The sequence below is a fragment of the Parabacteroides sp. AF17-3 genome (assembly GCF_003635445.1).
Taxonomy (GTDB): domain Bacteria; phylum Bacteroidota; class Bacteroidia; order Bacteroidales; family Tannerellaceae; genus Parabacteroides; species Parabacteroides goldsteinii.
This window is the reverse complement of the sequence record NZ_QTMM01000002.1, coordinates 449669-471790: the sequence shown is the minus strand read 5'-3', so window position 1 is coordinate 471790 and position 22122 is coordinate 449669. Positions and strand designations below refer to the sequence as shown.

At 42.7% G+C, this 22122-nt stretch carries 16 protein-coding genes; 4 read left to right on the top strand and 12 right to left on the bottom strand.

All coding sequences use genetic code 11. The features are described from left to right. Window positions 1–118: 118 nt before the first annotated feature. From DWW91_RS04030 to DWW91_RS04015, 4 genes are read right to left on the bottom strand one after another with little or no spacing between them, the layout of a single operon-like run. Window positions 119–1000, bottom strand: a complete 882-nt coding sequence (locus DWW91_RS04030; RefSeq protein ID WP_010801020.1) for a BT_3987 domain-containing protein — start codon at window positions 998–1000, stop codon at window positions 119–121. A 39-nt stretch (window positions 1001–1039) separates the two neighbouring features. Further along, window positions 1040–3061 carry a RagB/SusD family nutrient uptake outer membrane protein gene (locus DWW91_RS04025; RefSeq protein WP_122327021.1) on the bottom strand — a complete coding sequence of 674 codons (2022 nt, stop codon included), beginning with the start codon at window positions 3059–3061 and terminating at the stop codon, window positions 1040–1042. 11 nt (window positions 3062–3072) lie between these two features. Further along, on the bottom strand, window positions 3073–6156 hold the full coding sequence (locus DWW91_RS04020; protein WP_122327020.1) for a TonB-dependent receptor: 3084 nt from the start codon (window positions 6154–6156) through the stop codon (window positions 3073–3075). Between the two features lie 22 nt (window positions 6157–6178). Further along, window positions 6179–7552 (bottom strand): IPT/TIG domain-containing protein, encoded by a 1374-nt coding sequence (locus DWW91_RS04015; RefSeq protein ID WP_009860192.1) that lies wholly within the window; start codon window positions 7550–7552, stop codon window positions 6179–6181. Between the two features lie 823 nt (window positions 7553–8375). Between DWW91_RS04015 and DWW91_RS04010 the strand changes: the two genes are divergently transcribed. Further along, window positions 8376–8921: a hypothetical protein gene (locus tag DWW91_RS04010; RefSeq protein ID WP_122327019.1), complete on the top strand. Its 546-nt coding sequence runs from the start codon at window positions 8376–8378 to the stop codon at window positions 8919–8921. A 521-nt stretch (window positions 8922–9442) separates the two neighbouring features. Here the strand turns inward: DWW91_RS04010 and DWW91_RS04005 are convergent. Beyond that, complete coding sequence (locus DWW91_RS04005) at window positions 9443–10081, bottom strand: HAD family hydrolase (RefSeq protein ID WP_122327018.1); 639 nt, start codon at window positions 10079–10081, stop codon at window positions 9443–9445. A 146-nt stretch (window positions 10082–10227) separates the two neighbouring features. Between DWW91_RS04005 and DWW91_RS04000 the strand changes: the two genes are divergently transcribed. Next, entirely contained in the window at window positions 10228–11004 is a 777-nt protein-coding gene (locus tag DWW91_RS04000; protein ID WP_122327017.1) for a nitrilase-related carbon-nitrogen hydrolase, read from the top strand. Between the two features lie 7 nt (window positions 11005–11011). Here DWW91_RS04000 and DWW91_RS03995 read toward each other — a convergent pair whose 3' ends face one another. The 5 genes from DWW91_RS03995 to DWW91_RS03975 form a co-directional block, all read right to left on the bottom strand. Further along, window positions 11012–11827, bottom strand: a complete 816-nt coding sequence (locus DWW91_RS03995) for a permease (protein WP_122327016.1) — start codon at window positions 11825–11827, stop codon at window positions 11012–11014. Between the two features lie 252 nt (window positions 11828–12079). Next, a complete protein-coding gene (locus tag DWW91_RS03990) occupies window positions 12080–13669 on the bottom strand; it encodes a S41 family peptidase (RefSeq protein WP_122327015.1) in 1590 nt (529 codons plus the stop codon). 23 nt (window positions 13670–13692) lie between these two features. Continuing rightward, window positions 13693–14154 carry a pantetheine-phosphate adenylyltransferase gene (gene coaD, locus DWW91_RS03985; protein WP_010801013.1) on the bottom strand — a complete coding sequence of 154 codons (462 nt, stop codon included), beginning with the start codon at window positions 14152–14154 and terminating at the stop codon, window positions 13693–13695. A 23-nt stretch (window positions 14155–14177) separates the two neighbouring features. Beyond that, window positions 14178–16043 carry a DNA topoisomerase IV subunit B gene (locus DWW91_RS03980; protein ID WP_010801012.1) on the bottom strand — a complete coding sequence of 622 codons (1866 nt, stop codon included), beginning with the start codon at window positions 16041–16043 and terminating at the stop codon, window positions 14178–14180. Between the two features lie 9 nt (window positions 16044–16052). Next, window positions 16053–17183, bottom strand: coding sequence for a hypothetical protein (locus tag DWW91_RS03975; protein WP_046145978.1), 1131 nt, complete (start codon window positions 17181–17183; stop codon window positions 16053–16055). Between the two features lie 421 nt (window positions 17184–17604). Here DWW91_RS03975 and DWW91_RS03970 point away from each other — a divergent pair, with 421 nt between their 5' ends. Both DWW91_RS03970 and rnr read left to right on the top strand, forming a co-directional pair. Continuing rightward, window positions 17605–18540: an SMP-30/gluconolactonase/LRE family protein gene (locus DWW91_RS03970; protein ID WP_010801010.1), complete on the top strand. Its 936-nt coding sequence runs from the start codon at window positions 17605–17607 to the stop codon at window positions 18538–18540. A 96-nt stretch (window positions 18541–18636) separates the two neighbouring features. Next, window positions 18637–20817 carry a ribonuclease R gene (gene rnr, locus DWW91_RS03965; protein WP_046146482.1) on the top strand — a complete coding sequence of 727 codons (2181 nt, stop codon included), beginning with the start codon at window positions 18637–18639 and terminating at the stop codon, window positions 20815–20817. A 92-nt stretch (window positions 20818–20909) separates the two neighbouring features. Here rnr and DWW91_RS03960 read toward each other — a convergent pair whose 3' ends face one another. Further along, a complete protein-coding gene (locus DWW91_RS03960) occupies window positions 20910–21788 on the bottom strand; it encodes a hypothetical protein (protein ID WP_122327014.1) in 879 nt (292 codons plus the stop codon). Between the two features lie 121 nt (window positions 21789–21909). Beyond that, the gene (locus DWW91_RS03955) at window positions 21910–22122 is read right to left on the bottom strand and encodes an immunity 17 family protein (protein WP_009860178.1); all 213 of its coding nucleotides are present in this window, start codon (window positions 22120–22122) and stop codon (window positions 21910–21912) included.

The window sequence follows — 22122 nt, the reverse complement described above, 5'->3', positions numbered from 1 at the left end:
ATATGGAAGAATATACGAAGTTACAGATAAATAAAAATGTTGCAAAGGGATGCAGGCTTTTTTTAGAAAGGGCGCATGCTTTTTCGGAATAGCATGTGCCCTTTTTCTTCAATCTTCCTTATTCCTCCGTATCGATTACAGGAGCGTCGAGATTCGTTATTTTCTCTTCTATATCGAATGTTTTGCCGTCTGCATCTGTGTAACTGTATCTTAGATAGAAACTTTGTCTTGTTTTATCGTAAGTACTTTTACCCAGATCAGTTATTTGGGCATCCAGCCAGGGTTTTATAGTAACAGATGTGCTATCCGCGCCGATAGTGAGAAGCATAAAATTGGTTTTTATGTATCTGGCTTCTCCGGACAATGAATGGATAGGCATCCGTACAGAATTGGAAGACATGGCTTTCAGGGTTGGCTGTACCGAACGGATTGTTTTAGGTAACTCAATAGAACTACCCGCATAATTTCCAGAGAATCCGTTGACCATTTTAACTTCGTAAACCATTGTTTTCAATTCTTCGTTCACATCATACCCTTCGCTGTTTGAGACGATCGTGAGAGGTAGGGCATACGAGATGTCGGGATCAAGCCCTTGTGGCTTTAAGGGGATATGAAGTACTCCGTATTGAGCATTTGCCGGAATGGTCACCGATAAATCCGTCGATGTGTAATTTGCTTCCGGTAACAATTTTTTGTCGATGTATAGAGGGTTCCCCAATGCACTTTTTTTATTGAGCGAGTCAAGCGCATTCGGGTTGATTGCCAGTTGAACCGTCAGGTCGGACTTGATAGGTTCGGAAGAGGCGCAATAAATTGAAAATGACATGGAATTGTTTTCACTTCCATACGCATGTTCACCCACGTAGAGCATATCACGGCTGTTTACGATATAGAGTGTTTTTTTATATTGTTCACCAAAATCAGCCGGTTCACTTGAACAACTCCAAAATATGAAGGCTGACAGGGAAAATAATATGAGCTTTAATTTATCTGGTTTCATAATAAACTGTATTAATGTATTTGTCTAAAAAACATGTTATTAAAATCCGGGCATCTGGTCCAGATTAGGATTTTTATCCACTTCACTTTTAGGTATGGGGAAGAAAGTCTGTCTGCGGGTAAAGACCTTGTAGATCCAGTCTCTTTCTTTTACCTGGATAATGTTGTAAAATTTATCTTTTTCTGCTTCTGTTGCGCTTACATCACATCCCATAACCGGTGCGTTCTCGTAGATAATTGCTTTTTTAGTACGTCGCAGGTCATGATATCTACGTCCTTCCCAGGCAAATTCGATCTGACGTTCCCGTGCAATCAACTCCCTCATTTTTTCTACATTGGCAACATCGGCATCGGTGATGCCCGGTAATCCGGCCCGGTAACGGATCAGGTTGAAACAACGTTTCATTTCGCTTGTGTTGCGTGTCACTGTAATGTCGTTGATGGTATATGCCTGATCCAGTTCATTCATCGCCTCTACATAGTTTAAATATACTTCGGCCATACGGTAGGCCGGACAATATTTGGTTTTCTGCCTTCCGCCGCTGATCCATGAATCTTCGTAATGAAGGAATTTCCGGCAGAGATATCCGGTCATCGGGTATTCTTCGGCTTCGCCTTGGGGACGGTTCAGGGCATAGTCCCGTCCACTTTTTGAGTCGCTGAAATATTTGGCCACTTTGCCATCCTGCTGGTCCACTTTGTCGGGAGGAGTTGAGGTGGAGGGGAAGTAGGAGTTATTGAAGGCAATCGTTGCATAAAAGCGCATTTCACGATTCGCATACCATTTATGAGTTCCGCTCAGCAGCGTAAAGCCATTACTGTTTTTCTCTCCGGAAAATACCAGATCCGTATTTGTGTAACCTTCTTCATAAGGATAGGCTTCACTTGCATTATTGATGGTACGTCCGTCGGCCATGTAGTAAGCATCGACCAGTGATTGCGGTACGAAGAATACATTCCAGGCATTCAGTACACCCGGGGCGGCATATTTATTCATGCCGTTGATTCCCGTACTTTGGCGGCTAAAAAGTATCTCCCGGTTAGATGATGCTAATACACATTCGCCATTGAACATATCTATGTAAGAATGGTAAGGATCGATACCTCCTACGCCATCCGGGAAATCACCTTGTTCGGCTGCCGTTACAGGGAAAGTCGGAGTATTCTCCATTTTGGGAACAGTATAGAGATCGTTGGGTTTGATGTCGACCAATCGTTTAGCATTGGCAGCAGCGATGGCCCATTTTTTTATGTCTTTTACCGGATTGAGATAAGGTACTCCCTCATTGTTTATAAAATCGCTGAATTCTGAATTTTCACCGTTATAAAGCGGGCTGGCCGTATAAAGCGTCAGGCGTGACAGTACTGCCAGTGCAGAATTTTTTACTGCCTGGCCGATTTCTGAATTATCCCTGACCTGTGTGGGTAATAGTTTGATTGCTTCTTCCAGCAAGGCAGATACATAATCGCTGCATTCATCCCATGTGTTGCGTTCGACCATCATCTGGTCGATAGGTGTGTCGAAGTCGACAGGCGTATCAGGAACAATGGGGACGGGACCATAGGCCAGCATCAGTTCAAAATAGATCATCGCTTTAACGAATGTCGCCTGTCCGATCCATTCCGATCGTTGTAAAGCGCTTACTTCCTGACATTCATTTACTCTTTGAATAAAAGTATTGGCTTTGCGGATTCCTTCATAAAAATAATTCCAATAGTCGAAGTGGTCCAGATCTTCCGCTTTCATTTCATTGTTACAGAAATAATTGTAGTTGTGTCTGTTTCTCTTGTAGCCTGCTACACCTTCATCGCTAATTAGAACCCAGGGTTGCGCATTGTCTGTCCATGCACTTGGCGAACCGTAGTCGACCAGGTAACTATATACGTTATTCAGATACTTCTGTGTATATTCTTTTTTTGCAAACACAGTGTCAAGGGTGAACAGATCGGCTACATACGGATCTATATCCAAAAAGTTACACGATTGGAAAGTAATTCCTGCACTGTTGAGGATAACGAATAAGAAGGCAAATAGACTTGTTTTTATTTTTTTGCTTGTCATGATTCGATGAATTAAAATGAGACTTGTAAGACCATTGAATAAGAACGGGTAATAGGATAAACGGCACCGTTGTCGCTTGCTTGTTCGGGATCCCATAATTTTACTTTATCCCAGACACATAAATTATCTCCGAGCACAGATATACGTAAATTGCTCATGTTTATTTTCGATAATATTTTTTTAGGGATCGTATATCCTATTTCAAGAGTTTTTAAACGGAGATATCCTGCATCGGCAAGCCAGAAAGAAGAGGGCCGATTGTTGTTTACATTTTCTCCGTAGGTAAGACGGGGAAAACGGGCGTTAGGGTTCTCTGTCGACGGGTCTCCTGAGTAAGAAGCCGGTGTCCAGCGATTTTTCTGATCGTTCACGATGGAAAGAACGTTGCCGGTCACACCTCCGGCAAACGGGTAATATCCGTTTCCTCCCATGAAATAATCAACCTGTGCTGCTCCTCTGAAAAATACACTGATGTCGAAACCTTTCCATTTGGCACTGGTCGCAAATCCGTATTGAACTTTTGGTATGTTGGAATTACCGATAGGAGCAATATCATAATCGTCGATACGGCCATCGCCATTTATGTCCTGATACTTAATGTCTCCGGGGAGAACTTTGCCGAATTGGGTAGGACTGTTTTTAACATCCTCTTCATCTTTGAAAAGTCCCAGAGCGATTAAACCACGGGTCACACCATAGCTGGTTCCTTTTTTAGCCAGATAAGGGTAGCGGGGAGGTACCTCGTCGTAATCGATGATCTTATCTCTTGTCAGTGTGAAGTTTCCGCGCAATTCAACGTCTACATTACCAAAACGATGGGTATAAGAGGCTGTACCGTCTGCTCCCCAGCTCTTCATCTTGCCCACGTTTCCCCAGGGTTTTGTGCCTACACCGATGGTTCCGGGCAGTGTGGTACGTTCCATGAAGATATTATTTCGTTTGTCGATAAAAGCATCTACCGTGATGTCAAGCGCTTCCCAAAGGGTAAGGTCGATACCGAAATTCTGTTTGATCGCTTTTTCCCAGACAAGGCCGGTGGAACCCAGTACGGCATCGGTTACTCCACCTCCCGAATTTTGGTACTGGTCGCCGAAGACATATCCGGGTGCACTCATATTTACGGTTGTAAGATAAGGAAAACGGACATCGTTACTGATCTGGTCGTTTCCTACCAATCCGTATGAATAGCGGAGTTTTAGGGTCGTGATGAACGGTAATTTCTTTTTCACCAGCGGATAGTTGGAAATAACATACCCCAAAGCGGCTGAGGGGAAAAATCCGAAGCGTTCTCCTTTCGGGAAATTTTCGGAACCATTATATCCGAAGTTACCTTCTATAAAGTAGATATCATTATAAGAATAAGTAAGGCGTCCGGCTATCCCTTGATTACGATGCGGGATAGATGCCAGTTCACCGTCTGCATCCGTGCGTTGGTAGTCCTTTTGATTGTAGAGGAACAGTCCGCCGATACGGTGCTTTTCGGCAAATAACCGGTTGTATTCCACTTTACCTTCGACATAAATCGTACGGATACCGTACGAAGTACTTTTGAAAGTCATTGGCTCGGCAACAACAGTTTTGAGTGTCATCAGTTCCCCGGTATTCCAGTTGCGGTCAGTCGCTTTATACAGATCCGGCATTTTGGTACGGCTGGTAAGATGATTGTTGTAGTTGTCGAACGACAGAGATGCCGTCGCTTTTAAGCCTTTCGTGATAAAATCTAGCGATTGTTCTATTTTCAATAAAGATTCTATAGAATTATCACGGTCAGTGAGGAAGCCGGTTTCATTTAGCAATACGGAAGGGGAGGTCATATCTCCTTTTCCGTAAGCGGGAAGCTGTCCGTTCGAATAGCGTACCGGAACAGTCAACGGGGTTAAGGATGCTTGTGCACCCCATATCTCTTTGGTCGTGCCCATACCCGGACGGTTCATATCAACCAATTTGGCGGATAAGAGCAAACTAATCAGTGTACTTTTGGTCAGATCGACATCGATGTTGCTTCTGAAAGTATATTGATTACGTCTTACATTCGAGTGATAACGTTCCATGCCGGTTTGTTTGTAAATGGCATCGTTGGTCCGGTAAAAGGCACTCATATAATAACGGGCCAGTTTGCTACCGCCGGAAATATTGATATTGCCCTGTACACCCAGTGTCCGTTTTTTCAATATCTCATCCTGCCAGCTAACATCCGGATAGAGGTCCGGATCCATGTTGTATTTTATGATATCAAAAATCTCGGGAGAATAAACCGATTTATCGCCTCTCACTACTTTGGCTTCGTTGGCCAGTCTGGCATAGTCGTAAGCTCTGAGATAGTTGGGAAGTCTGGGGAGTGTTTCTATCATCGTCTTAACACTGCCGTTGATCGAAACTTTTCCTTCAACACCGCGTTTGGTATTGATTAGTACCACACCATTCGCACCTTTGGCACCATATACGGCAGTTGCTGTTGCATCTTTCAGAACGGAGAAACTCTCGATATCTTCGGGAGCCAGTTCGTTCAGGCTGGAACTTCCGCGGTCTATCCCGTCTATCAGTATTAAGGCACTGCTATTGGCTCCGAATGTACTGATACCCCGGATCCAAAATTCGGATACATCGCTGCCCGGTTCGCCACTCTGCTGAACGCCGATCAGCCCCGCTACACGTCCGGCTAGCGCATTACTGACTGAAGTTACACCGCCCACATTCAATGTCGTCGGTTTAATACTTGTAATGGCTCCGACTACGCTGACTTTTCGTTGTGTGCTATATCCTACGATACTGACTTCTTCCAGTTGCTGTGCATCAGCATCCAATACCACATTGATTGTTTGTTCCTTGGCCGTGCCGATTTTGATCTCTTGTGTTTTGAATCCGATATAAGAAAAAACGAGCGTTGTGCCAGGTTTGACCTGAATGGTATATTTGCCGTCTATATCTGTAACGGTTCCATGTGACTGGTCGTTTCGCGGATATATGTTTACACCGATCTGAGTCTCATTATTAGAGTCGGTGACTACTCCCTGAATATTAATTGTTTTTTGCGCTGAGGCAAAAGCCGGCAGCATCGTCAAAAACAAGACGATCAATGCTATATATTTTTTCATTTTTATGTACTTTAATCTATGGTTATTGAATAGCTATACAACGGATCAAATAATTGTAGGTGTCGGCTACATATAGGATACCGTCGGGGGTAGCTGCTACATCATAAGGTTTATTGAAAAGTGCTTCCTGGGGTTTACCGTCTTTATATCCGGATTCTCCCGGAACTCCGGCGAAGATGGTTGCATTGAACTCCTCATCTACTTTCCAGATTACATGGTTGGTGTAGTCTGCCAGATAGACGTTTCCTTCCTGGTCGGCGGCCATTCCTTCGATCTCTCCGAGTTGTGCGGCTTTTCCGTTTCCTTCTTTAGCCGCGCCTTTACCTGTTCCAACGATATGTTCTATCTCGTTTTGTGTAATCCATGGAGTAGAATGTCCGGCAGGAGTATGATAAGGATTCAGGCGATAGAGGCGTCCCCAGGCTTCGGAAGTGATATAGAGATATCCGTTTTTCTTATTATAGGCGATGTGTGCCCATGAATCCATATTCAGATTCTCTCCGATCAGCTCTACCTTTTTTGTTGCAATGCTTACACGGATCAGGCGTTTACCTGAAGAGGATAACAGGAAAACATAGTCATTGTCGGCAGCCAGCCCAAAATAATCCATGGCTCCGGCGATGTAGTCACCTTTGTCATTTTTTTGATCATAATAAGCTTCAGCTTCCTGCCAGTTGCTCGATTTATACAATCCGTAGAAAAGAAGCGGGCGCATGGATGTACGTCTTTCCAGTACATAATAATTTGTAAAGTCCAGATTGAATGAACATTGCCAGGGCTCATGCATCCCGGAAAGTACAGTGCTGAGTTTGTTGTCCTGGATGGAAAGCATCCTAACCATCTTGCCTCCATCGTCAGCAATCAATACAGTCCCTTCATCATCGACAGCCAGCATGACGGGACGTCCGAATGAACCTTCCAAAGCTGGGCCGTCTTTAGCCGTTTTCACGTCTAATTGTCCGGCTACAGTAGTAACGGTGGCTTTAATGTTGTATTTAAATAATTTATCTTTAAGCGTTTCTTCCCTGTATTTGGGTGATCCGTCTGAATTTACTCCATCTTCTACTGCTACTTTGATGGTAGAATGTTCTCCGGGTTGTTTGGGGACCATGGCATAGATAGCGTTGTTTTGTACTTTAAGGATCAAGGCCTCTTTTTGATTGAAAAACAATTTTACTTTGGATATATCATTTCCGAAGTTGGAGCCACTCACCACTACACGGGTTCCTATTCCTCCTTTTTCGGGACCTATGCTTGATACAACCAACGGTTTATCAGGGGAATACGGATTATCTTCAGAAGAACTGTTGTCATCATTACAAGCTGTAAGTCCTCCTATGAAAAGAAATGCGGTAAATAGATAGAATAAGGTTACATTAATTTTTGAGGTTTTCATTGTCTAATGTACTATGTTTAATACTAGGTGCAAAGTATCGTTAGTACAATCAGTAATTATTCATTTGCAACTGAATAATGATGATTGTATGTAAGCAGGCTTTTGCATGGTATAGCAAAAGAGGATCATATTAGATCTAATTTAACAAATAAAGATTACACATTCTCTTAGAGTATGTAATTGAATAATGCGACTAAGGGTATTTCAGGTCATGTTATAATGTTATTTGTGAAAGACTGTAGTCTTTCTGGTTTGTAATTAGTATACGTTAACTTTAATGCTGTAGTCTTCGTAGAACTATGGCATTAGGCGAAGAATTGGGAGACATAAATGGCAATTTATTTCATTTATTTATGAAAAATCGAAATATTGTCCATCATTGTAGTAATATTGTCCATTTTTATGCCTTTAAAAAGCTTGTTATTTTGTATTATTAATTAAATAATATGAGAAATAATGCCATAGTTCTACGAAGACTATGGTGTTGTTATCAATAAGAATTATGCTGTATCAAATTAAATTGTCTCAGTTTTTACTTAATTTGAATTGGGTATGAAGAATGACCTGTACCTTTAAATTTTATTTTTTTTGTTTATATAATCCTTGTTATTTAATCGTTTATTCGTAAAATGTCTGGTGCGTTGTTTGTATTGTTACTTTTAACTACATACTAAAAGAGAGCCTCAATGCTGTCATTTCCTATATTTGCTTTCATTTCTTAAATAAATTGATTAAAATTAATTAAAACACAGGGGCGTTTTGCTTATTAGTCTGTAATCTTGTTACATTTGTGCATGACATACTTTTTATATACTCTAACATCATGAAGACAAAAGCAATTATTATCAGTCTCTTTTTTTGCTTGTTCATGGGCGCATCCTTTTTGTGTGGAGCTACGCCCTATCTCTCCGGTGGCCAACCGGCCGATTCCGTTTTATGGAAACAACAACTGGATATGATAAAGAAAAATACGGCTGAATATCATCTGGGGTATGTCCTTACAGGTTATAAATACATCGGCAAGATTTCTACGGAAGAGGAGCTGGAGAGGGCAAAGCTTGCTATACTTGATGGTACAGGCTATCCTGCTGTTGCGTATGGAAAAACAAAATTGATGAGTTTGAAAGAGTTCTCTTCCATCGACAAAGAAAAGGCAGAAAATATGAGGAAAGATGTAAGGAAGACTTTGGATCAATTGTTGCGGTTGCGGCTTGGATTGGAAGAGGTGGAATTAGAGTGGACATGCGATGGCACTATTTACAAGACTGTCTGTGTAGTCTCCGGCACACTCGGAATCCTCTACGAAAATGTTTTTATCAACTCCTTTCAGCCTGGTGTTGAAACAACTACTGTGCGTTCGGAATTCTAACACAAAATTAAAACAACTATTTTCGGGATCAAAAACAATTGTTTTTTAGAATTAATTCTATATACTGTGTCAGTTTGTATGTCCGGGCTGTTCTCTATGTCATTTCAGACTACTGCTTTCAGCTTTCAGTTGTTCGGGATGGCCTGTTTTTTCAATGTACCCGGCTGAAGGGATGAAACTGTGAAAAAGTGTATACGAAAATTCAAGGTAAAATAACTTTCTGCAAAACATATGACTTTTGTCTTCAAAGCATATATGTTTTGTCGTCAAAGGTCCTGACTTAACATTTCGAAACACCTATGTTTTACGAGCAGGATAATTACCTGCAGGCAAATGGATAACTATTGGTTGGAGAATGGGTAACTATTGGTTGGCGAACGGATAACTATCTGTCGGAATCTAAGTCCGGTTATATCACCTTTCAGTCAGACCCTTTCTCTTTCAAGGAAAGGCTGCGACTGACGCCTGAAAGGTGAGCTTTGAAAATTACATTGCTATAGGCTGGATTTTCTGCATGCTATTCAATGAGGTAGGATGTCTTTCAGATTTCTGATTGTTTTAGACTTGTTCGTTAACAAATTGTAGTTGTTATGTCCTCCCGAATACAGAATACAGTTTATTCCCAAAGTTTTTGCCACTTCCGCATCGTGTAATGTATCTCCTATTATGAGCGCTTTTCCCGGATCCAGGGAGTTCTCTTTTATCAGTCTTTGGCCGATTCCGATTTTTCCGGTAGCACAGATGTTATCTGAACCGTATATTCCTTTGAATTTATCCGTCAGGTGGAAACGGTTAAGCATGCGCAATAGATCGTCTGTTCCGGCAGCAGATAGAATATATTGGCTGATGCCTTTTGCATTGATCGCATCCAGAATAAAAGGGACATCAGCATGCAGCTTTATATCTTTCTCGTAGTTTTTATAACGTTCCATATACTCTGCGGATATCTCTTCGATCGATTCTTTTTCAAAGTCGATGCCTATCCGGATATGGAACTGTTTGACGGGGAAGCAGAATATCTCTTTATAGGTATTTATATCCAGTAGGGGTAAATCCCTTTTTGAGAGCATTTCGTTGATAACCTTGACGTTTACTTCTACATCGTCTAATAACGTTCCGTTCCAATCCCAGATTAAAGTTTCTGTTTCTGATAAAATCATTTTTTTAGTTTAAGTGTTTTTACTCGTCTTCTTTGGAGAAAGATAGTAGACAAAGATAGGCAGATTTCTTATATAATCCGGTTGTTTCGGTCGCGTTGTGGTACATTATTTTTATATTTGCGCCTGTCTCTAAATCCTGTGAATGTATGAAATGTCTGCTGACTGTTCTTATTTTATTGGCTAATATGGCCGTTCAGGCACAAACGAAAGAAACCTGTCGGGTCGCCTTGGTACAAGCACATCTTGCATGGGGAGATGTTGATGCAAACCTTGAAGCTTTTCAGAAGCGGGTAGAGAAATGCCGGGGATGTGATATGATTGTGTTCCCCGAGTTGTTTGTTTCCGGATGCGAAATGAAAAAGAAGGATAAGGAAGTCGCTGTACAGACGAAAGATGAAATAGCGGGTTATTACCCGACTGTCATTGAGAAAATGAAGGAATGGGCGGCTGGTAGCGGAGCCTTGATAATTGGCTCTACAATATATAAAGAAGAAGGGAAATTTTATAATCGCTTACTTGCTGTCTTTCCTGATGGACATTATGAATATTATGACAAACATAACTGTTTTAAGAAAGGAAGTTTTTCTCCCGGAGAAAAACAGTTGGTCCTGAACTGGAAAGGACACCGTTTGGCTACTTATATCTGTTACGATCTCCGTTTCCCGGATTGGAGCCGGAATGAAGGCCGCTATGATACGGCTATTTATATAGCGAACTGGCCGGAGTCCCGGCGTGATGATTGGAATCGTCTTCTTCGTGAACGGGCTATAGAGAATCAGGCCAATATTATCGCAGTCAATTGTGCCGGGACTGATCTGGGAGGTATCATCTATGCGGGCGATTCTTACCTCTTGTCTCCCGAAGGGAAGATTGTCGGGGAATGTGAAGCCTACAAAGATGATATACTGATTGTAGATTTATAATTACCGGTCAATATCTTATATCCATTTTCTCTTCCCCATTGTCAACAGCTACCGGATATGCGTTCTTATTATAAGTATATTTGTAATAAGTCGTATGGGTGTTGCCGGTTTTTCCATCTGTCACGGTTTCTTCCGTAAGTGTGTTCCGATAATTGAGGTACTGGCGGGAAGATATTCCTGATGTAAGTGAATGATAACTGAAGAACCATAACGGTAACTCCACTTGGCTCATTGAACCGGGTTGGTCACTGTATTGAAAACTAGAGGTCGTGATAAGTGTCGAATCTTTGAGGTTGAACTTTTCGAGTTTTAACAGGTTTTTCGTTGATGGCTCGAAAGTTAAGGCATAGTAATATTTTCCATCCCATACTTTCTTATACCCTTCGCTAGTTATTTGAAATGCACCCAGATCTGTTATTTTTGTAGGAAAGCCGTTCCCGTCCAGTTCAATTTCTTGATTATAGGAAATATCCATGCTTGGTTCTCCACTTTGTTTTACAATGATTTTATTTCCTTCCTTTTCGAAGCCTGTATAGCCGTTTCCGTCAGCAATATTGGGATCTGCAGGAGGAGCGTAGGAGATACCGCGAAGTTCATTGCCTTCGTAGTTGAAAGTAGTGGTGAAACCGTCTTGGTTCATCATTTGCAGCAACCGGTTACCGGAATACGATAGGTAGGTTGTTTGATTCTCTGTTTTGAATGCACTGGGGAGACCGTCTCTCCCTGTCGAACCGAAACCTTCGGTATTGTCATCACAAGAAAACAGACAAAAACTTACAGCAATCAGAGCTGTCGAGACAAGGGTATGGATGAATAGTTTCATAATAATTAGTTGTTTATAGTTTTATAAATATGATGCGATAGTAATTTGGATAGTTGCATCTGTTGGAAAAAATATAAGTATTTACGTGGTGAAGTGGTGAGTGTCAGATAAAGGTCCTATGTTTTGAAATGTAAAGACCTGACTTTTTTGAGGTGTTTCCTGGCTTTTTTTCGGGCTGGTAAAAAATGGAAGAGGTGGTGCAAAGGCTTCAAGCCAATGTACCACCTCTTCTTATATATATTAATGTACGTGTTACCTACCCAATTCTTTATTATAGACTTCTTCATCATTAATAATGCGGAGTGCTTCTTTGAAGCTGGCATTATCATCATTGATTACCTGGAAATATTCTGCCATATCATACAGGTCACGGGCTATCAAAGCCTTTATCTGTAAGGCGATAAGCGGTTTTGAACGGTTGTATTCTTCTTCTTTATATTCGATCTTATCTTCTTTACCCAGATTAATTAACTCCTGAAGAGTTTCTTCGGGGACAACAAAGTCTTTCTTGTACTGGCTGAATTTCGGATATTTCTTGTTCATTGCCGCACGGTTACGGTCCAGGTAACTCATGGAAACACGGTTTACAAGACCGGATGCAACTAGGTTACGGTGATAATCCGTATAACGGGTTGTGTCTACCGGGATGAAAACGTCCGGCATGATACCGCCGCCACCGTAAACGATACGTTTGGTTTCCAGTGTGTTGTATTTCATAGAATCCGGGAAGTGGATGCTGTCGGCACTCATTAGCTCGCCGCGGTTGTAACGGTCGATCAAGTCGTGCTGATAATCTTCCAGTTTACCGTTTTCGTAATGTTTCTGGATACTACGTCCGGTAGGCGTATAATAACGGGCTACTGTCAGACGGATCATAGAACCGTCCGGCATCGGAATTGGTTTCTGGACCAGACCTTTACCAAATGTACGGCGTCCTACTACGACACCACGATCCCAATCCTGTACGGCACCCGAAAGGATTTCGCTGGCAGAGGCAGATGATTCGTCTACCATAACGACCAGACGGCCTTCCTCAAAATTGCCTTTGGCTGTCGATTTGGCTTCGTCGCGCGGCTGTTTGTTACCTTCGGTATACACGATCAGTTTGTCTTTATCGAGGAACTCGTCTGCCAGTTCGATGGCAATATTTAGATAACCGCCCCCATTACCTTGCAGGTCGAGGATCAGGTTTTTCATACCTTGTTTTTGCAGTTTGGCAAGTGCGTCGCGGAACTCATCGGCTGATGAAGCGGCAAAACGGTTCAGTTTGATGTAGCCGGTTTGTTTGTCTGCCATATAAGCGGCGTCCAGGCTGGTTACGGGTATCTTTCCGCGGATGATCTTGAATTCGATCAGTTCCGGATTCTTATTTCGCAATACCTTGATGTTCACTTCAGTTCCTTTCGGACCACGCAGACGTTTCATGATGTCGGTCGTCTTCATTTTTACACCGGCTATCAGGGTGTCGTCGACCATGATGATACGGTCGCCAGCCATCAGGCCGACCTTTTCGGACGGACCGCCGGGAATTACCTGAATGACATATAAGGTATCGGTCAGCATATTGAACTGGATACCGATACCGTCGAAGTTGCCTTGCAAAGGTTCGGTCATCTCTTTTGTCTCTTCCGGATCCATATAGTTTGAATGTGGGTCCAGCTTTTCCAGCATACCGATGATCGCATCTTCTACCAGCTTGGAATCATCCACCGGATCTACATATAGATTCGAGATGGCATATAAAGCCATGGATAATTTGCGGGCATCCTGATTCGGTTTCTGGGCCACAGCCGTTGTGATGGCAATCATCGCAACAAGCAGGGATACTACGATTCGTTTCATTTTAATTTTTGTTTCGTAAATAGTCAATATAAATTGGTCTCCTTCGGAACGAAGGGAGAAATATCTTTGCCATACCGCAACAATTCACGTACAATACTGGAACTGATGTGTGTATGTTCGGGTTCTGTAAACAGTATGAATGTTTCAATGCCACTCAACTTCCGGTTGACGTCGGCAATACTTTTTTCATACTCGAAATCGTTGACAGTACGGATACCGCGCATAATGAATTCGGCACCGACTTCTTCTGCAAAATCGACAGTCAGTGAGTTATACGACATCACTTTTACCCGTGGTTCGTCTTTATAAAGACACCGGATCGCTTCCAAGCGTTTTTCAAGTGTGAAGTAAGTCTGCTTCTTATCGTTAATACCGATAGAAATGATGATCTCGTCAACCAGGGCTAGCCCACGGCTTACCAACGATTGGTGTCCGATCGTAAAAGGATCGAACGTTCCGGGGAACAAAGCGATACGCTTTTTCATTTTCAATGTTCAATATTTCATTTTCAATTGACAACGTCTTCTTCTACAACCAGATTGTCAATAATAAAGTTCTGTCTTTCCATGGTGTTTTTACCCATATAGAATTCGAGCATATCTTTAACCAAGTCTTCTTTTTTCATCGTTACCGGGTCCAGACGCATGTCCTTGCCGATAAAGTTTCTGAACTCGTCCGGTGAAATTTCTCCCAGACCTTTGAATCGAGTGATCTCCGGATTCTTTCCTACTGCCTGGATTGCAGCCAGACGTTCTTCTTCGGTGTAGCAATAATACGTTTTTTGTTTGTTGCGTACACGGAAAAGCGGGGTTTGCAGGATATAGACATGATTCCGTTTGATCAGGTCGGGGAAGAACTGCAAGAAGAACGTGATCAGCAGTAACCGGATATGCATACCGTCGACGTCGGCATCGGTAGCGATGATAACTTTGTTATATCGCAGACCGTCCAGTCCGTCTTCAATATTGAGGGCGGCTTGCAGTAGGTTGAATTCCTCGTTCTCATAAACGATCTTTTTAGTCAGGCCGTAGCTGTTAAGCGGTTTACCGCGTAGACTGAAAACAGCCTGAAAGTTCGGGTCACGGCTTTTGGTGATCGATCCGCTGGCCGAGTCACCCTCGGTGATGAAGATACAACTTTCTTCTGTCCGGTCGCCTTTGGCATCGTTGAGGTGGATGCGGCAGTCACGGAGTTTCTTGTTATGCAGGTTCGCCTTCTTAGCTCGTTCACGGGCCAGTTTCGTTACACCGGCAATCGCTTTACGTTCCTTTTCCGATTCGAGGATCTTGCGAAGCAGGGCTTCCGAAGTATCTGTGTTCTTATGCAGGTAGTTGTCGAGTTCTTTCTTGATAAAGTCGCCGACGAATTTTGCCACGGTAGGACCTTCGGGACCGACATCTTTCGAACCCAGCTTGGTTTTTGTCTGGCTCTCGAACACAGGCTCTTCCACCTTAATACTGATGGCGGCAACGATACCGGCACGGATGTCCGAATATTCGAAGTTTTTATTATAATATTCTTTGATGACACGTCCCAGCGTTTCGCGGAAAGCGGAAAGATGCGTTCCCCCCTGAGTCGTGTATTGTCCGTTTACGAACGAATAATATTCTTCACCGTATTGGTTACTGTGTGTGATAACCACTTCGATATCTTCTCCGTTCAGATGAATGATCGGATATAAGGGCTCGGTGGTCATATTTTCGTTCAACAGGTCGACCAGTCCGTTGCGTGAATGGAATTTCTTGCCGTTGAACATAATGGTCAGGCCCGAATTCAGAAAGACGTAATTCTTCAAAAGGCTTTCTATGAATTCGTCCTTGTATTGATATTCTTTGAAGATTTCCTTGTCCGGAATGAAATAGATAAGTGTTCCGTTTGCTTCGTCAGTCGGTTGGATTCCAGACTCCTCTGTAATGATGGCTTTGCTGTATTCGACCCGTTTACACTCTCCTTCGCGGAAGCTGGTAATCAGGAAATAGCTGCTCAGGGCATTCACAGCCTTGATACCGACACCGTTCAGTCCGACAGACTTTTTAAATGCCTTGCTGTCGTACTTGGCACCTGTGTTCATTTTACTGGATACGTCGACCACCTTTCCCAGCGGAACACCGCGACCATAGTCCCTGACGGAAACAGTTCCTTCTTCGACGGTCACTTCTATAGTTTTGCCATACCCCATCATATATTCGTCGATGGAGTTATCGAGTACTTCTTTCAGCAATACATAGATCCCATCATCCGCATAGCTACCATCTCCCAGTTTACCAATATACATACCAGGGCGCCGGCGGATATGTTCCATCCAGTCCAGCGTCTTGATATCGTCGTCATTATACGCTGTCGGTTGTTGCATTGTTGAATTCAGTTCTTCCATAGAAAATCCTTATTTTAATTTTTTGATAAATGCTCTTCTTGTTTTGTGATGTTCACGTTTGAAATAGTCCCATTGGGCCTGTACGGCATTGTTGCTTGCCAATTCCGGATTACTTTCGGCATATTCGACACCCAAACCGATATATACGGGAATAAGGTCGTTGAACAGCAATGCGTTTACCCCTTTGTTCTGATATTCAGGCAATACACCCGTCAGATACAAGTCGATTACTTTGGGCTTTGTTTTCAATGCTTTCAGCAGGTGTATCCAGCCGAAAGGAAATAAATGTCCTTTTGCCTTTTGCATGGCATGTGAAAGGCTGGGTAATGAGATTCCGAAACCGACTACGGTGTCATCCTCTTCCCTGATGATAAGAGTCACCAGATCCAGACGGATCATCGGGATATACATTTTTACATAATAGTCGATCTGCTTCTGGGTCAGTGGAGCAAAACCGTATAATGGTGCATACGCTTCGTTCAGTGTTTCAAAAATCTTTTGTGCATACGGCCATATCTCTTTCGTCTTTTTGAACTTCATTGTTTTAAGGCCATATTTCTTTTTTACTATTTCTCCGATGCGCAGGTGTTTGTCGGGTACACCTTCCGGGATATATATTTTAAATTCGTGCCAATCCTGATCTTTTTCGTATCCCATACGTTCCAGATGCTGCGGGTAATAAGGGAAGTTATAGATGGCGGCCATGGTTCCGAGTTGGTCGAATCCTTCGATCAGCATACCTTCATGATCCATATCCGTAAATCCCAGCGGGCCGTGAATCTCTTTCATTCCTTGTTCTTTAGCCCATTTTTCAACGGCGTTGAACAAAGCGTCTACGACTTCTGCGTCATCGATGAAATCCAGAAAACCGAAGCGGGCGCGCTGTTGGTTCCACACTTCGTTACTACGGCGGTTAATCATTCCGGCGATACGGCCGACGATTTTACCGTCTTTGTAGGCAAGAAAATAGATGGCATCGCAAACTTCGAATGCCGGATTCTTCTTCTTGTCCAGTGTAACCATCTCCTCCTCGATCAATCCCGGTATATGGTAGGGGTTGTCTTTATATAAATCAATATTGAACTTAACGAATTTCTTCAGTTCTTTTTTGCTGGTAACTTCTTTAATTACTACACCCATTGGTTATTTTTATTAGAACGGCAAATTTACATAATAAATTCGTTACATCGACCTTTTAGACTTAAGATTAGGACTTTTAACATGATACCCTGTGCCTGTTCGGATCTGTTTTAGGAGGAAAATAGTATTACCTAGGCATGTGTATATAGTTTCATTAGGTAGAAACAGTTGTTTCATTACTAGGAACAAGTTGTTTCACTATGATGAAACAACTGTTTCTCCTGAAGGTAATAAGTGAAACAATCTGATTGCAGGTTAAAAACACTGTTGCCGGCGGGTTACCGGGCGGGACGAATACTTTTTTTCTTTAGGAATAAATTCCTGCCTATTCTTTATGAATGATTAAAATACTTTATATTTGCATTGATATAATGAGCAGCGAAATTGATTATTTACCATGAAAAATTTAATAGTGACCCTTATGTTAACAGTCCCTTTTCTTTCAGGAACATCATGTTCCTCGGCTCCTAAAATGATCCAGTCGGATCTGGCATTTAAAGCAGAAGCAACAACCGGTGAAGGTTCTATCTGGCATCCGGACAGAAATACCCTATTCTGGGTTGATATCGAAGGAAAGACCTTGTATGAATATTATCCGGACAAGCAGGACTGTAAAACGTGGGAGTTCGACCGTATGGTTTCGACAGTGGTGCCGGAGACGGACAGCACGGTGGTTGTCTCTCTCCAGGATGAGATTGTACGGGTGAACTTGAATGACGGAAGTTTGTCATCTGTGGCACCTATTCCCGATTATGAAGGAAAAGTAAGATGTAATGACGGAAAATGTGATCCGGCAGGCCGTTTATGGATCGGAACGATGGGATTCGGGGCGCCTAAAGGTGCCGGAACATTATATACGGTTGTGCCTGACGGAACGGTGGAGACCAAGTTGGAGAAAGTTACCATCTCTAACGGGATTGTCTGGTCGGCCAATAAGAAATACATGTATTACAATGATACTCCGACCGGTAAGGTAGCTCGTTACCGGTATGATGAAAAGACAGGCGAAATCCTGTTTGATGGCGTTGCTGTCACCTTACCTCCCGGTTCAGGGGCTCCTGACGGGATGACGATCGATAGCAACGATAATTTATGGGTAGCTCAGTGGGGCGGTTTCGGTGTGTACTGCTACAATCCTTATACGGGTGAGTTACTGGGAAAAGTAGAAGTTCCGGCTCCCAATGTGGCCTCTTGTGCATTCGGCGGCAAGGATATGGATACGCTCTACATTACAACGGCACGGGCCGGACTTTCGGAACAACAACTGGAAGAATATCCCCTTAGCGGTAGTCTTTTTGTTTGTAAACCCGGAGCAAGCGGGCCGGAGCCTTACAAATTTAAACAACCGGCAAAGTGAACAATATAATTTAACCTGTTTGTAAACAGTATATCGATTATATTTGTTTATTTTGTGAGAGAGATGATTTATCTCTCATTTAATTACAAAAAATATATGACGAAAAACAAATCCGGGAAGAAGGATAATAGAGAAAACAAACCGAAGAAGAACAAGGCTAAACGTATGAAGAAAGAAGCCATGCTCCACTCCGTTATGTCCGTTTTTCAATCCTCTCCCAAGGAACCATTTAACTATAAACAGATTAGCAAACTGATTGGCGTAGAGAGCCAGGTGCAGAAGCTACAGGTTGTAGACCTGCTGTATGATCTCTCTGCCGAAAATTTTATTACAGAAATAGACCGCGGACGTTATCGGTATAACGGTCTGGGTACCACTGCGATCGGTACATTCGGACGCCGGAGCAACGGGAAAAACTCGTTTATACCGGAAGATGGGGGTGCGCCGGTTTTCGTGGCGGAACGGAATTCCGGACATGCGATGGACGGTGATAAAGTGAAGGTGCAGTTGTTTGCCAAACGCAAGGGCGCTGAACCGGAAGCCGAAGTGATCGAAGTACTGGAAAGCCAGAAAAAGACATTTGTCGGCAAATTGCAGGTAACGAAAGGCTTTGCCTTCCTCATCACCGAGAACAAGACGCTGGCAAACGATATATTTATCCCGAAAGAAAAACTGAAAGGCGGTAAGAATGGCGATAAAGCCATTGTCCGTATCGTTGAATGGCCGGACGAAGCCAAGAACCCGCTGGGTGAAGTGGTCGATATTCTGGGTGTGGCCGGTCAGAATACAGCCGAAATGCATGCGATACTGGCAGAATTCGGCCTGCCGTATACTTATCCGGAAAATGTGGAAAAGGCGGCAAATAAGATATCGGAGATTATCCCGGAAGAAGAAATTGCCAAGCGTGAGGATTTCCGTAAAGTCCTGACCTTTACCATCGACCCGAAAGATGCCAAGGACTTTGATGATGCCCTTTCGGTTCGCCAGCTGGATAACGGAAACTGGGAAGTGGGTGTGCATATTGCCGACGTAACTCACTATGTAAAACCTGAAAGTCTGATCGACCGTGAAGCGGAAAGCCGTGCGACTTCCGTCTATTTGGTGGACCGTACGATTCCGATGTTGCCCGAACGGTTATGTAACCAGATATGTTCTTTGCGTCCGGACGAAGAGAAGTTATGCTTCTCCGCTATTTTTGAACTGGACGAAGAGGCCAACGTGAAGAAGTCGCGTATCGGACGTACCGTGATCAAGAGCGACCGCCGCTTCACCTACGAAGAGGCACAGTTGGTGATCGAAACAGGCGAAGGTGATTATAAAGACGAAATACTGGTCCTGGACGCATTAGCAAAGAAGTTGCGTGAAAAACGTTTTAAGAACGGAGCCGTTAACTTCGACCGCTTTGAAGTAAGGTTTGAAATTGACGAAACCGGAAAACCGATCAGTACTTATATCAAGGAATCGAAAGATGCCAACAAACTGATTGAAGAATTTATGTTGCTGGCGAACCGTACAGTAGCAGAATTTGTAGGTAAAGTGCCTAAAGGAAAGACAAGGAAAACGTTTGTCTACCGTATCCACGATCTGCCCGATCCGGATAAACTGGAGAATTTTGCCGCCTTTATCCGCCGCTTCGGTTATAAGATGAAAACGGAAGGCAGCAGTAAGATCGATATCTCCCGCAACCTGAACCGTTTGCTGGATGAAGTACATGATAAACCGGAAGAAAATCTGATTGAAACATTGGCAATCCGTTCGATGCAGAAAGCACGTTATACGACAGAGAATATCGGCCATTATGGTCTGGCTTTTGAATATTACACTCATTTTACTTCTCCTATCCGCCGTTATCCGGATATGATGGTGCACCGTTTGCTGGAACGTTATCTTGAAGGCGGACGCAGCGTGGTAAAGGCAAAATATGAAGAAAAATGTGACCATTGTTCTACGATGGAGCAGGTTGCTGCAAATGCTGAACGTGCGTCTATCAAGTATAAACAGGTTGAGTTTATGCAGGATAAGTTAGGCATGGTGTTCGACGGTGTGATCTCCGGTGTTACCGAATGGGGATTGTATGTTGAGTTGAATGAGAACAAGTGCGAAGGCCTTGTTCCTATCCGTGACTTAGGAGATGATTTCTACGATATGGATGAAGAGACATACAGCCTGATCGGCCGTCGTAAGAAACGCCGCTTCCGTCTGGGTGATCCTGTAACGGTGAAGATTGCAAATGCCAATCTGGAACGTAAGCAGCTTGACTTTATGTTGATGGAATAAAGAAGATATTATTGGATAAAATAAAAGAGACAACCGGTCATTAATGCATCAGTTGTCTCTTTTTGTTTTATATAGAAAGTGATAAAGTCGTATTATTCTTCAACAGGCTGGAGGTTTTCGCCGATAGTGTATCCTAATTCGTCATCCCGTTTTTTATCCTGGAAAAGATATGAGTTTCCTTCTTCAGATTCAATATAGTAAAGGTTTGTATAGATAAAGTCCGGGTTGTCATGTTTTAATACTTTGGCAACATTGTCCGGGATAGGAGTATCCATGCTTAATTCATACACTGTCCTTCTCCAGAAACCTCTGTCCGTTGCTATTTCCCCATGAAAGAAAACATGTTTAATTGTATCATTGTGAAGGATGAAGTATTCATGCTCTCCGTCATTCATGTATCCTCTTATCTCTGCCCCTTTATATTTTTCGTGTATAAAATTAAAATGGTCTTCGGGCAGATTTACAAACCAGCGTGTATCGTTTGGAGTACATCTAAGGGTTCTCAAGTAAAGTCCGTCGTCATTGATATAAATATAATGTTGCATGTTGTCGGATTTTTTCCAGGGATACGTGAAATGTAATGTGTAAAGGGGCCTTGTTATCCCTGCTCGTTCTGTTTTAAATATCTCAATGTCCTGTACGCCAATATATCCGGCTTGCAGGAAAGAAGTCTGAACTTCAATGGGGAGTTGTTGGATATCGCTGATCTTTGTATAGGTCATTTTCCAGCTATCATTGACATACGAGATCAATGCCTCATTTTGTTCCGGATCTTTAAATTTTATTTGGTCGATGCCATCCGAATAATTCATGAAAGAAGTGATCTCTGCAGATGGATATCTTTTGGAGAAGTCGCTTTTGATTGCTGCGGGAATCTCATCTTCTATTGTTGAGTTCTCTTTATCACAGGCAGTAATACACATAAGTAGCATACATGCTACGATGTAATGGATACAATTAATTCGCTTCATAAGTTTTTTATTTAGACAGGTAAATACAATAGCAATACTAGTTGGGTACAAAGGTAAGAAAAACAAGGAATAGAAATCCTAAGACAGACTTCTGTTCCTTGTTTATGATGCATTATTTTTTTTACCAGTAAATCAAACCGAGTGTGCCGCAGCCAATTAGCGCTAATCCTAATAAAGCATAAAATATACGTGCTCCTTTTCTGCCGAATTTATTTACGAAAGTCGTTGCTCCGCTGGTTTCGAAATACCAGTCGAAGTTAAAGATGGCAGCGACCAGGGAAAATGCTCCCAGGGCAATGAAGATGGCTAGTATGAAATAATCGGTAGGTTCCAT

Coding starts and splice junctions, on each gene's coding strand:
- DWW91_RS04030 (WP_010801020.1), bottom strand. CDS start 1,000: ATGAAACCAGATAAATTAAAGCTCATATTATTTTCCCTGTCAGCCTTC.
- DWW91_RS04025 (WP_122327021.1), bottom strand. CDS start 3,061: ATGACAAGCAAAAAAATAAAAACAAGTCTATTTGCCTTCTTATTCGTT.
- DWW91_RS04020 (WP_122327020.1), bottom strand. CDS start 6,156: ATGAAAAAATATATAGCATTGATCGTCTTGTTTTTGACGATGCTGCCG.
- DWW91_RS04015 (WP_009860192.1), bottom strand. CDS start 7,552: ATGAAAACCTCAAAAATTAATGTAACCTTATTCTATCTATTTACCGCA.
- DWW91_RS04010 (WP_122327019.1), top strand. CDS start 8,376: ATGAAGACAAAAGCAATTATTATCAGTCTCTTTTTTTGCTTGTTCATG.
- DWW91_RS04005 (WP_122327018.1), bottom strand. CDS start 10,081: ATGATTTTATCAGAAACAGAAACTTTAATCTGGGATTGGAACGGAACG.
- DWW91_RS04000 (WP_122327017.1), top strand. CDS start 10,228: ATGAAATGTCTGCTGACTGTTCTTATTTTATTGGCTAATATGGCCGTT.
- DWW91_RS03995 (WP_122327016.1), bottom strand. CDS start 11,827: ATGAAACTATTCATCCATACCCTTGTCTCGACAGCTCTGATTGCTGTA.
- DWW91_RS03990 (WP_122327015.1), bottom strand. CDS start 13,669: ATGAAACGAATCGTAGTATCCCTGCTTGTTGCGATGATTGCCATCACA.
- coaD (WP_010801013.1), bottom strand. CDS start 14,154: ATGAAAAAGCGTATCGCTTTGTTCCCCGGAACGTTCGATCCTTTTACG.
- DWW91_RS03980 (WP_010801012.1), bottom strand. CDS start 16,043: ATGGAAGAACTGAATTCAACAATGCAACAACCGACAGCGTATAATGAC.
- DWW91_RS03975 (WP_046145978.1), bottom strand. CDS start 17,183: ATGGGTGTAGTAATTAAAGAAGTTACCAGCAAAAAAGAACTGAAGAAA.
- DWW91_RS03970 (WP_010801010.1), top strand. CDS start 17,605: ATGTTAACAGTCCCTTTTCTTTCAGGAACATCATGTTCCTCGGCTCCT.
- rnr (WP_046146482.1), top strand. CDS start 18,637: ATGACGAAAAACAAATCCGGGAAGAAGGATAATAGAGAAAACAAACCG.
- DWW91_RS03960 (WP_122327014.1), bottom strand. CDS start 21,788: ATGAAGCGAATTAATTGTATCCATTACATCGTAGCATGTATGCTACTT.
- DWW91_RS03955 (WP_009860178.1), bottom strand. CDS start 22,122: ATGGAACCTACCGATTATTTCATACTAGCCATCTTCATTGCCCTGGGA.